Source organism: Hymenobacter qilianensis (assembly GCF_014638675.1).
GTDB classification, from domain to species: Bacteria; Bacteroidota; Bacteroidia; order Cytophagales; family Hymenobacteraceae; genus Hymenobacter; species Hymenobacter qilianensis.
The window spans coordinates 443,760-456,425 of the sequence record NZ_BMFN01000003.1 but is presented as its reverse complement, the minus strand read 5'-3'; the positions used below and the strand labels follow the sequence as shown (position 1 = coordinate 456,425).

6 protein-coding genes are annotated in these 12,666 nt (G+C 52.9%); 2 read left to right on the top strand and 4 right to left on the bottom strand.

Annotation, left to right across the window (positions count from 1 at the left end; all coding sequences use genetic code 11):
- Positions 1-4 precede the first annotated feature (4 nt).
- On the bottom strand, positions 5-394 hold the full coding sequence (locus IEW06_RS16410) for a (deoxy)nucleoside triphosphate pyrophosphohydrolase (protein WP_187731739.1): 390 nt from the start codon (positions 392-394) through the stop codon (positions 5-7).
- A gap of 203 nt (positions 395-597) precedes the next feature.
- Here IEW06_RS16410 and IEW06_RS16405 point away from each other — a divergent pair, with 203 nt between their 5' ends.
- Both IEW06_RS16405 and IEW06_RS16400 read left to right on the top strand, forming a co-directional pair.
- Positions 598-2,184, top strand: a complete 1,587-nt coding sequence (locus IEW06_RS16405) for a hypothetical protein (RefSeq protein WP_187731740.1) — start codon at positions 598-600, stop codon at positions 2,182-2,184.
- A gap of 11 nt (positions 2,185-2,195) precedes the next feature.
- Entirely contained in the window at positions 2,196-4,880 is a 2,685-nt protein-coding gene (locus IEW06_RS16400) for a phospholipase D-like domain-containing protein (RefSeq protein ID WP_187731741.1), read from the top strand.
- A gap of 374 nt (positions 4,881-5,254) precedes the next feature.
- Here IEW06_RS16400 and IEW06_RS16395 read toward each other — a convergent pair whose 3' ends face one another.
- The 3 genes from IEW06_RS16395 to IEW06_RS16385 form a co-directional block, all read right to left on the bottom strand.
- A complete protein-coding gene (locus IEW06_RS16395; protein WP_187731742.1) occupies positions 5,255-5,647 on the bottom strand; it encodes a hypothetical protein in 393 nt (130 codons plus the stop codon).
- Positions 5,648-5,826: 179 nt separating this feature from the next.
- Positions 5,827-9,747: an Eco57I restriction-modification methylase domain-containing protein gene (locus IEW06_RS16390; protein ID WP_188548601.1), complete on the bottom strand. Its 3,921-nt coding sequence runs from the start codon at positions 9,745-9,747 to the stop codon at positions 5,827-5,829.
- A 52-nt stretch (positions 9,748-9,799) separates the two neighbouring features.
- Positions 9,800-12,649: a DUF8741 domain-containing protein gene (locus IEW06_RS16385; protein ID WP_373285382.1), complete on the bottom strand. Its 2,850-nt coding sequence runs from the start codon at positions 12,647-12,649 to the stop codon at positions 9,800-9,802.
- Positions 12,650-12,666: the final 17 nt, after the last annotated feature.

Here is a 12,666-nt window from a genome sequence, read left to right as displayed (position 1 = left end):
CGGTCTAAGCTTGAAGTTTAGCAACCAGAGGTAGGTCGGCGGCAGCCCAATCAAGGGAGTCCAGCTGTTCGCGGCGCAGCCAACGGTATGCTACGTGCTCATGCAAGGTAAGCTCAGCAGTGAGCGCGGTGCAAAGAAGGCCGTGCATGGTGATGCGGAAATCGGGATAGTCGTGCTCGACAGTGAGCAGGAGTGAGCCGACTTGAATACCTAGACCCAACTCCTCTTGGATTTCACGTACCAGGGCGGCTTGCTGCGTCTCGCCAGCCTCCACCTTGCCCCCGGGGAACTCCCACTTGTGGGCGATGTAATCGTACTTGCTGGGGCCGCGTTGGAGGCAGAGGAATTCGTCGCCGCGTTGAATGATAGCGGCCACTACTTCGTGATGTTTCATAGAGGGGGAATAGCGGCAGCAAGATAGGCCCGTACGGCGGGCAGTAAGCTACTTGCTAAAGCTTGGATGTAATTTTCTTTTGATTGTCGTTGTCCCCTAGGTTATTAATCATTGTCTGGGGAAAACGACCGCAGATCCGGCCAGTTAACACGGGTAAAGCTTGTATTATTAGACTCCGTTTTACCGTCGAAGACTACGCCACCGTGATACTCACCAAAAACAAAGCTCTGGTTCCGTTCCTCGGCGATAAGCTGTCCATTATTCGAGGGCTGGACCCACTTGGGCTTCAGATCACTTCCGAGTCCACCTATGGGGTGCTGCTGCCGGGCTTAACCAACGTCACCCACCGCATTCGTTACTACGGCTTCCACTGCTGGTTGCTCGACCGGTTTGCCACCCACGTGGGCAAAGCCGATCCAAAGCAGCAGCAAGACTTTGTGCGGCGGGCTGAACTCATGGTGGCCCTACTTATCCGGCTGCTCGGCGCCAAACCACTCAACATCCCGGGCAGCGCCTTTGCCGATAAGATGATAGCCAGCAATACGGACAGTGTCTATCGGCTGGATGAGGGCGCCGATTCGCGGCCGGGTGGGAATCCAGAGACGTACTGGAAAGCCCGAATGGGGGCTTTTGGTCAGTACTACGCGGGCTCGATGCGGGCCCTGGGATTGGTGGGCACCAGCGCGGCTAATGACCAAGTTTTTGTGCGTACTAGTGAGCAAGCAGGGGGCATCAGCGGACAGCAGCTCGCAGCGGCTTTTGCGGATGGTATCCCCGAGCCGGTACAGCAGCTTTTCCTACGCAACATTGAGGCGGGCCTCTTTCGAGAAGCCGACCTGAAGATCCTAGCCCCGTACTTTGACCTCTCGCAGTTGCAGGCGGGCAGTGCGGAACAGGCGTTGTACTTGCAACTGCTAACGGGCGTGGACCTACCCTTACAGGAAGACTCTGCGTCCTCGCCTTTCCATCGAAAAACCTCCCTGCGGTTGGCTCTAAGCTACCTCCACCAAGACCAGGCGCGTACAACAAGGAAGTTCCTAGCCGACAACTACCTGGCTGCAGGGGGCGAGGCCGAGGAGCTCACTTTGCGCGGTTGGTACTTCTACCAGCTGAACGAGTACTGGCAGGTAGCGTGCAGTTCCGTGCTAGCGGCTATGCTGCGTGACCAGGATAAAGATGGTGGGTATGTTCACCTGCCAACTTTTCTGGTTCAGTTTACTGAGCAAATTGGCGCGCAACTGCAAGAGGTGGTGCCCGGCTTGGAAATAAACAAACCGCTCAGCGCTTTTTTGGAGGGCGCTGACCTTCAATATCAGGAAGAGGAGCACTACGCCGTTATTTGTCGGGAATTGCTGGATTACGTAGAGCCCGCGGCGCAGGCGGCGGCCGGTCTGGCCCTAATTGGGCTGATTTACCGCCGTAACCACGCCCACTTTCTCGAGTTGCGTCAATATGCCAAAGAACGTGATTTGCTGCGCGAAGGCAACTTCTTAGCTTATTCACAGCAGCTGCTCGCCAAGCGTGATTGGACAATGACGGAGTTTGTCCATGATTTTCTGCACCGGGACATCGTTCTGCGGCATCAGTACGTGTCGATGCGCAAGATGGGCACCGGCCAGCAGTCCAGCCAAAAGTTTGAAGTGGAAGGGGAGTGGCTACGGCGCACCGACACGATGAGTGCCCGGTTTTCGGACCCCCGCCTGGACGTGTTGCTGCTCATGGCTGCCGACTTGCACCTTATTGACCAAGACAACGTGCTGACGGCTCAGGGCCGGGCCCAGATTGCTTAAGCTCAGCTCCCATGACCTTTACCAGACAGAACATTCTAGATACCCTGGGTAAGGGGCGCTACCACTCTTGCGTGCTTACCTGCTACAGCTTCGACTTTCAGTTCTTCGAGCTAAGAGTCATGCGCCAGCTGCGGGCGGCGGGCATCCAAAACATCCTGGTACTGACCGACGGCCCGTTCCTAGAATACCTAGCAAGCACCGCTTCCGGCCGAGAGTTTCAAGAATCCATTGGGTTTAGCATCTACCCGATTTACCGGACCCAAGGCGTGTTTCACCCCAAGGTGTCGCTATTCTTTGGCGCCAAAGAGGGCCTGTTTGCCATCGGATCGGGTAACCTAACCGCCTCGGGCATGGGCAACAACGACGAAGCGTGGGGATGCTTCCACGTGGCCGACTCAGCGGCGCCCAACGCCACCCTTTTTGCCGATGCCTGGGGCTACGTGCAAGCGCTCACGGCCCCGCTGCAGGGCATGGCCGCCGTGAAACTGACCTGGATCAAGCAGTTCACGCCCTGGCTAACTCAGCTGCCGAAGGCCGAGCCGGGCAGCTGGCGCCCCTTAGATAATGGCCTGAAGGTGGCACTGCTCACTAACGGGAGGGAAGGAGTCCTGCAGCAGGCGCTGGTGCTGATTGGGCAGCCCGTGGTGAAGCGCCTAGTGACGGTTTCGCCCTACTACGATCAGGCGGGCGTGGCATTGAGTCAGCTTCGGGCCTCGTTTCCCCAAGCCCGCCTACAGTGCGTGGTGGAGCACCGCTTTGGCTTGCTACCAAAAAAGCTGGACCCGCAAGTGGCCAGGGGCATCACCTTCCACAAGTGGAAGGAATGCGGCCCCTCGATAGCCGATCACGTCACTCGACTGCACGCTAAGCTGGTACACTTTACCACTGACCAGGGTGAGTACTTGCTACTGGGCAGCGCCAATGTGACCGCAGCCGGCATGGGAGGGAACGGTGTCCAGCCCGCCAACGAAGAGGCGAGCCTCTTGCTGCACCATCTCAACGGGCAGTACTTAGTCGGCTTAGGCATCAACCCGACGGGCGAGAACAAGATGACTTTGGAAACGCTCCAGAAGCTGAAGCCGCCGTTGGGCATCGAGGAGGAAGGGAGCAGCAGCCATTTCGCCAAGCTGCCGGTGGGCATTGTGCTGGCCGAGATTGAGCAGCACACGTTGACGTTGCACCTGGCTCAGGAGCCGGCCGACAAGTACCCGGTGACGGTGCGACTCTACTCAAAGCAAGGCTTTTGGCAGGCATCGGAGGAGCCAGTGCACCTAGTTAATCCGCTTCGACTGGTATTTCCAGAGGTGCCGGATACGGTGAACATGGTGGAATTGTGGGATGAGGCACAGGCCGTGGTGGGTCGGCAGTTTGTGCAGCACCCAGCAAACCAGCAGCAATACTGCCCGGACCCTAACCGGCAAAAGCTGCAGCTGGGCTTCGACGCCTTAACGGACTCGGGGTTAGAGGGCTTCGCCGAGGTGCTGCTGGATATGGTGGACTTAGAGCGTAGCGTGGCCCTAACCAAGGTAGGGGGAAACGAGGCCTCGCTCAAAGAGGATACCACGGCGAGAGTATATGAAAAACTCACCCCCGAAGAATTTAACCGGCAAAAGCAAGAAGAACTACTCCAGCAGCAGCGGCTGCTGAACTCGCCCGAGGTACACATTAGCAGTTTTCTCAATGCCCTGAGCAAGCGGCTGCTTATCGGCACGGCCGCTGAGGGCTACCGGGAAAGCAACGAGCAAGGCATCGACACGGACACAGACGAAGGCGACCAGAACACCAGCATTGACGTGGAAGAGGAGCTGCGAAAGCTACAGGCGGCGCAAAATGGCCAGCGGAAGAAGAGCATCGAACGGTTCCTGGACCGGTTGAGTAAGCAGCAAACGCAGCGGCTGGCCGCGGCCGCGGCCAGCGAAAAACCGCAGGCCATCCGGCTGACACCCCTGACCTTGATCGACTACGCTTACTTCAACATCGCCCTGCACGTGGCCGTGAAGTACATCGGGAATTCGTACTTGCTGGAAAAGGAAGGCCGCCAAGTGAAGGCTTACTTCTTGCCTGATAAAGGGGAGATAGATGACCCCAAAACCTTTAAAGGGATTTGCTCCCTCATTGGCAACTTTTTGTTGCAGTGCACCGCCGGCAAGGAGCAATATGCTGAACCACTGTCCGAGCACGAAAGCCAATTAGCAGAGATGCGACAAAACTGCTTCGAGATGAGTCTATTTCTGGTGCTCAACGCCCCTTGGCGAGCGAACGAGACCGGGATGCGGGACATTCTTCTCGCGAATATTCTACACTACCTTCGCCCTGCCGGCTGGTTGATTCAGGATCTACCTAAGCATCTAACCAAAAGCTTTGAGCACCTGCTGTCCCAAGCAAAATTCGGGACAGCAGCGGGTTCGGTACTGCTTTATCAAATCTTGCCAACCCTTGGGGCGCGAGTTCAGGCTTTACAAGCGGCACTGAACTTGTCAGCGGGTGAGCGCACTTTTCGCAGTGCCTTACAGACGCAGGTTGGAGATTGGGTATTTAGTAGCAAGTTGGGTATCTGCACTGTGGGCAATAAGTATAAAGGTGCGAACAACTTAGCCATAACCTTATTGCATCCTGGATTTCTAGCCCAAAAAGAGGGTGCCAGAGGCACTTATCGGTACGAGCTTATGCCAGGAACAAAATTACTAGTGCTATAGAGCAGCTAACGCCATTCTTTTTCTGCTTACCAGTTCAGTAAAGTGGTTTTCTCGGTATTTATTAAGCTTGTTAGTGTTTGATATCACCTGTGAAAGTAGTATGCCATTCTAGTTCCTTTATAGTAGTAAGGCCTATTCCAAATTGCTTAAGCAATGAAGCAGGGTCACCTAATTCAATACCATATAGGAAAAGATTGCAGAAATCGCTGTATAAATCCTTTGTCTTTATTAAAATAATACAAGCAATAATGAACCTTGGGCATCTGTAAGCATCATCAACTCCGCGGGCAAAAAGCACATTTTAGTAGAGCTGGTGAACAGACCTGCTAGGCTGAATGGCTGGCTTATCTTTTCGAAGCCCTTGGCTGAACCCGTCAGCCAATGGAAAATTCTTCTACCGAGTGGCTTATACTAGGGTCCGAGCCCTCGATTTCTGCAGTAAAGGCCAGTAGGGTGAGATTGTGAACACTGGTGGCATGAGCTTTAGCCAAGTAGGCATCTCGGCTTTCGTCTTTATGCGGGAATAAATTTGCCAGCCTAACTTCGGCTTTATCTTCCTTATCAAAGTTTTGCTTACCTATCATTGCGTAACGCCATACCAGATTGGAGTGCCAGTTATTGCTGCTGTCAGTTTTGAGGCAGCCATCTGCGCCGAAGTAATTACGGTCTTCGTCGCCGGTGGAGCGGCATATCTGTGGGAAAACGCAAGCGCCATTTTCCCACAGATATGCCGCTGAAGGCACTGGTGTACCTGATAAGGCTTCCAATGTGTTTCCCCAGTCTCAGCGCCTTTGATTATTGTATATAACAATAGTCTACACGATTTTAGGGTCAAGCCATATTACCAAGGGAGCCAGAAACTCAATCAGCTGACGTAAATTCTTCGGTTCGGGTCGGGGCCATTTGGCTGGCTGGGTATAGTTAAGCATGATTAAGGAATAGGCAATCAGCTTTGATTTGCCAAAACAGCCTGCTCTTCGGCGTAGCGTAAATGGTTAAGAGCAAGTAGGCCCTCAAGTATTTCACGACGGGCAGCCGGGCTGATAGTGAAGCGAATGCGGTCGTTCTCTGGTAGATATTCTTGGGCATGAAAGCCATGATCCAGGTCTATATCGGGCCAACCATAAGCATAGGCAACTTCTTTATCCATCTGGCAGTGCAGACTGCGCAGTTCTCTAAATCGGGTGCATAAATCTTCAGCAAGAATCCGGTCATTCAGTTTAGCAGCTTTAGCGATGGCAGTAGCTGTGAGGTCTGGTGTGTGGAAAAGGTTATACGTCTTTGTTAATCCAAGATTAAGGTCCTGCATCAGCTGTTGACGGAAGGTATAATATGTCAAGCCAGCTTCATGCATTTTTGGGGTGAGTTCAGGGAAAGGAAATGTTTCGAAAATGCGGTTGTTAGCATAAATAAGATCTGCTCTCATACTTGTTCGATATTTCCATGCCCACGATAAATGGAAGTTCGACTGCATCAAACCAAAAATTCCATAATCAGAAAATCGGAAAACGATGAGTTTAGCGTCCAATACGTTTTTTGTTGATGCAAAATCAAGAGAGCCTAGTTTTGATGTATGCGCTGTAACTAAGCAATGTTCAAGATCTTGAATTGCACGGTAAAGTTTAGGCCTCTTATCAGCATAGATCCACCATAATTCAGGCAGTGGGCTCCTCAATACATACTCACCATTCTCATTAAGTCGTTGTCGTTCTGGCCTAACAAGTTTTTCAACAATAGACAAGCATTCTGGATAATCTTCTGCAACTTTTCCATTGTAGTCAGGAGGAGCTGTAGCCACAACGTTACCCTTACTAATTCTTAATTCGATACGTTCACGCTCCTCGGTAGTAAGCTCCTCCCATTCAGCAGAAGAAAAACGTCGTAATGGCCAGTCGTGGAAGTTGATTACCCAGCGGCTTGGACTTTGATCTGAGGAAGAATTTAAGTCATCGCCGTTGAGGTATGGATAAATAACAGCGCTATTTTCTGGATTAGTATCGATTAAATGCCTGGCTGTTTCTGGAGCGAGTATAAATCCTGTTCCAAGCACTATTGAGCCCTGGAAACATTGATTAGCATTCGACTTTAAGAGATAAGGGTCAATGCCATTTTCATCGTCGTCTAGATAAGAAGTAATTTGAGGCACTGTCTTCCCATCTAGAAGGGCTGGCCAGCTATTAAGGGGAGCCCGTTGTAGAGTTATGAGGGAAACTTCCACGTTGGCTCTCCCAGGCCATTTCATCGAACGTACTGCATGGTGTATACGTCCTCCTTCATCCAGTAATACAGCTAAGCCTCCTTCGCGAGCATCACCCTGAGCGATGGTATTAGTTGAGATTAGGCTCAAAATGCCTCCTGGCCGTAGGAGGCGAAAAATGCGTCGGAAGAAATAAGTGACCAAATCTACAGCACCAGCTGGGGCATATTCTGTAGTGACCCAATTAAGAAACGCATCTCCGTAAGCTCCTTTTAGTCCCCGATTACCCAAGAACGGTGGATTACCTAGTATTAAATCAAATCCTCCATGTTCAACCAGCACATCTGGAAATTCGATGAACCAATGAAAAAAACGACGTTCAATACTTACTTCTGTAGCTAAATCTGTTGCGGCTGTATGCAGCTCTTGGGTACCGCGTAGATATCGACGGTAATCGGCGTCCGTGAGTAATAAGTGGGCATTATTGGCAGTCTTTGGAATGAAGAAAGGTGCCACCTGTAAATCAGCCAGCTGACCTAGTCGGAAGGTACTTGCCTGTTCACGCAAGGCACGATACGCTACGCCCTTAGCCTCCACCTCTTCGGCAGTATGATCAGGCATCTGGCGTAGATGCTCGTAGGCCACACCTAGGTTCCTGACATCAGTGCGGGACGCGGGCTCAAATTCAAAAGTAGTTTGGTTGGCCACAGTGCGCTCCTGCCTATTACGACTGCGTAAGGCGCTGGCAAAAGGCTTGTCGTCACCTTTCAGAGAAGCGAATGCCTCGGTGGCGATGCCACGTGACAAATCTTCAGGGCGCGTCAGTCCTACGATTGCATTGCCACAGCGTATGTGGTGGTCAAGAAAGTCAAGTGGCTCACCAGGGTTATGGGCTTCGAGCCACAGCGCCACCTTGCAAAGTTCCACGGCAAGAGGATTGTAGTCGGTACCGTAAAGGCATTGGCTGATGACTTGCCGTTGAGCTGCTCGTCTCGCGTTAGGTGACGGCTGCTCTTGACCCGTTTGTATCCGGGCTAGTTCGGTAGCTAACCGCCGCGCCGCGGAGAGCAGCATATGTCCTGAGCCGCACGCGACATCGGCAATGCGTAGACTTAGCAATGCATCGGTTTGAGCAATTTGAATGGCTTTGCTTTCAGCTTCCGTAGGTATGGCTCGTCCCTTAGTAGCCGGGCGTACCCCTTCTGCTGCTTCTCTCAGCTTCTCCTGAATCAATAAGTCGAGCGAATGCTGCAATAGGGGCTGTACCAGCGCCTCAGGTGTATAATGTGAACCGGAGGCAGCGCGTGCCTTACCAGCAGCCAGTGTATAGCGCCATGGCATAGCGTGGGTGGGTGGCGCGACAATGGCGTCGAACTCCAAAAGGCCTTCGTATACCGAGCCGAACTCTTCTACGTCGAGTGCCCCATAGTTCACGCGAGTATGTTGCCGAGTGGTCGGATTGTAGAAGCGCGTAAGGTTACGCAGGCAGTCGAGCAACACCTCGTTACGTAAGTCAGCGTTGGCTATAGGTCCCAGTGCGCTGCGGCCAAACAGGTCGCCAGCAAGGGGGGATAGGCCTAAAGGCTGGCCAGCCTGTCCACTCTCAAAAAGCTGGAAGGTTTGGCGTAGCCCTGCCCACAAGTCATGGAAGGTCTTAGAATCTGCTGGTAGATACGGATTTTCGCAGAGGCGCCGAAGCTTTTGTAGTGAGTAATATTTCTCGTAAACCTCGCGATGCGTAGGGTTTGCTGTTTCAGGAAAGAGCAAGTCGCGCTCTTCCGTCACTAGCAAGAACAGAAATCGGTATATCAGCCGCAGCAGGTGCTGGTGATAAAGCGCGGCGGTAATTTTACCGCTAATCAGTTGTGTCCGCAGTTCATCGTTATCAGGATGTTGGAGAAAGCCATTGCCGAGCGCCAGGAGCGAGTTGTACACAGCTGCGCTCAACCGTTCACGAATGCGTGCGCCAGCTTCTAGCGCATCTTGGTGGTATCGCTCAATCAACGACTCTGCTCCCTTGCCCTCGGCAGTAGGCATTCGCGAGGCGTGCAATAGGCGCCAGAGCAGTGCAAAATCTGCAAAGTGTCCTTCAGTGAACATCCGCTCCAAGTCGAACTCTACGTATGAGAGCCTCACCAACCGGCTGCTGTCACGCAGCAGTCGTAGCTGCAGACCGTTTGACAAAAGGCCGTAGAGATGCTCAGTTAGATTCAAGTATTCCTGCACCAGCCCATGGGGAGTGGGGCGACGCCCGTTACGCCCGTCCGGGCGCGTATCTAACTCATCACGCGCACTCACTAAGTGCAAAGGGAGGCCAGCTCGACGAGCGTCAGTGTGCGATATAGCAAATTTCTTCTCACCCGCGGTGGGGGACGTGGTAAGGGGCTGCGCATCGTAGCCAAGCAGGCCCAGCAACGGTAATAGCCATTGACGACGCGTTTCGGTGGTCGCACTTCGGTCGTCGGCTAACGCATCAAGGCGACGGCGGAAGATGCGCCAATAGTCGTTAGCATCTGCCCAAGCACGTAGAATCTCGTCTTTGACCAGCTTGTTGCCGAGGGGTAAACCGAAATCGGTGGGCTTCTGACCGGCAGCCGCGCCACTTTCTAGTTGGTCTAGTAGCTCCGCTGATAGAATAGCGCCTTCGATTTGAATAGTAGGGAAGCGCATAGGGGAATAATAAGCGCGAAAAGTAAATGACAGCTTAAGTAGGCGTGAGTAGTTATGTCTTCGGTGGTAACAAGACATATTGACCCAGTACATCCATCGGCAGTACCGGGGTCACCACTTGGTAGCGCCCTCCCTGCACAACTTGTCTGAATCGCTCGTGTGCTTCCACTAGTTTAGCTGCGCGTGTCGTAGCTACTTCGTTAAATGATGGGACTAGCGCTGGAAGCTCATCGGCTGCGTCTTGCAATAGTTGCGCGGCAACGGGACGCGGTAGGTCGGCTTCTGGTACAGCCGTCAATAAAAGGATGTGGGCTTCTTCTGGCGTCAGTATATTGAATGCTTCGCCAGATGTTGGGTCACCTTTATAGCCCCAGATTAACATTTCCTCTGCTACTAATTGTTGCCGGCTTGACCGCTCCTCGATAACATTGCGTACCCGAAAGAGCAGCAGTGTAGTGCGTACAAGCACAGCGGAAGTGCGTACTACTGCTGCGCGTGCCGGAGCATCTTTTCGGTGGTGCAATGCACTAGCTAGGAGCTGTTGACATAGTTGTTCTACGAAAAGATGATTCCGCCCGAGATAATGAAATCCATCGGGGGTGGGCGATGCAAAGCACACCAGCAGCTGCGTAGGGGGAACCGTAGCTTCAGCACCAGGCAATGCCCCTCGCAGATTTTTAGGCAGGTTGGCAGTGTAGAGTGTATAAGTGTGCGCACCGCCATCGGTAGGCCGGGAAGGGTTACGCGTAATTTGGACGCCCAAAAGAGCTGGAAGTGCTTCGGTCACGAAAGCCTCTACCGCAGCTGGGTCACCTATAGCTTCATCGGCCTGCCTTAAGTCAGCCGCTACCTCGTGTGCCTTGATGGCATGCTGGGCGTAAAGCGAGCGAGAAAGCTTTTCAGCATCGATGGCTTTATCATAAGCGCTTCGTACAAGGGCCTTCTGCTTAGTTACTTCAGGTGCTTCTCCAAAATCGATGGTAAGCTGCGTAGCAAGTGCTGCGCGGCTTGCTGCTTTTGGATTCAGCAGTACAGCAGCTAAAACTGCGTCTAACACGCTTTCTGAGTCTTCTGGAAACGGGACAGTAATCCCAGTGTCCTTCCGTATCTCACGCACCTTGCGTAATAGTACACCCAATACAACAGAGTCGATATCGTTGTCCCGGCCATAGAGCAGGTATGCTTTTACAGTGGGCGCAGTTTGACCAAAGCGGTCTACTCGACCTTCGCGTTGTTCAAGGCGATTAGGATTCCATGGCAGATCGTAATGTAACACTGCTGTGAAACTATGCTGCAGGTTGATTCCCTCACTTAGACAATCGGTCGCTACCAATACCCTTAGGGGAGAGTCGGCCATCTGGTCTATGCGCTCGCGACGAACCTCATCAGGGTCTTCACTGGTGACAACCTCCACTCGCACTGCTTGGCTCCCTACTCGTGTCAATTCTTGCTTAAGCAATCCACCTAGATAAGTGGCGGTAGCAATGTAACGGCAGAAGATGACGGGCTGATAGCCCAGTTTGAGCCAGCTGTATAACAGCTTTATAGCCTGGGCTGCCTTATGGTCCGTTGATATGTTTTGAAGGCTTTCTAGCTGTCCGATGAGCCTGGAAAGCTTGGCGCGCTGGCTATCATTAATAGCAGCGCGGCTTATCACTTGACTAGGTGTAAAGTCTCCATCGAACTCATAGTCTTGGTCGAGTACTGGATTTGGGCCTTCGGCTTCTGTGGCCAGCTCCCCGTCATCGTTAGGCAGGTTACGCTGGCGGTTGCGCAGCATCTCTGCGCCGGCGGCCGGCGAGCTCATGACGCCACGCAATAATGCCAGGGCCGTCCAGTAATGAAACTTCTGTTGCCCGCCATGTAGTTCGCTACCGCGCTGGGCTAATTCCTGAGCCAGCTGTAGTACGTCAGCGTAAATACGTTGATATTCGGGGCTGAGCGCATATGATTCTTCGTCAGCCTCGCGCTTAGGAAAAGGAGTGTCCTCTCCAAGCCATTTCTCTACGTCAATACGCCGCCGCTGCACGAATAACCTTGCTAAATGCTGCTGATCCGCTTTACTAGCGTTAGGTAAATCCAGTGTTTCGAACTTCTTATCCAGTAACCCAAGCAGTGAACGGAACTCCTCTGGTTTGCCACTATGTGGAGTAGCTGTTAGTAAGACGAGATGTTGTTTAGCCCGTTTCGATAAGTCATGTACTAAATGATAGCGTTGCTGCTGGCTAACAAGCGCCCCGGCAGGCCGAGCCGCCGTATGCGCCTCATCTACAATCACTAGTTCGGGTGCGTGATGCAGGAATACGCTCCGCCTCTGGTCAGATTTTATGTAGTCAATTGAGATGACTTGAAATGGGTAGTGTTCATAAACAGGCGTATCCCCATCTACTGCCCGGTCAAGTCGAGCTTGCGTGTTAGAGCGGATAATCACTGCCTCTAGTCCAGCTTTATCGCGTAGTTCCTGCTGCCATTGTTCACATAAATGTGGTAGGCATACCACCGCGAACCGCCGAATTTCACGCCGTTCAAGTAGCTCCTTGATTATCAGAATAGCTTCAATTGTCTTGCCTACGCCCACGTCGTCGGCCACCAATAACCGCACCGCGTCGGGTGCTTGTCGCAGGGCCATGATCAGAGGCACTAGTTGGTAGGAGCGGGGGCGAAACGAGAGCCGTGCCAGTGACCGAAATGGTCCTGCCCCGCTTCGGAATGACAGTCGCGCCGCATTATAGAGCAACCGCGCCGAGGGGAAAGCCCCTAAATCCTCGGATTTTGGTCCTGGAAACGCGTGGGTTCTTACTTCATCGCCGGGCGAACGTAACGGCAGATAAATGCCGGTTGTTTCTGCTTCGTTGCCGCCCAATGGTTGCAGCAGCAATAGGTCAGGGTCGAGAGAAGGCATTACTACCCAGTCTCGCC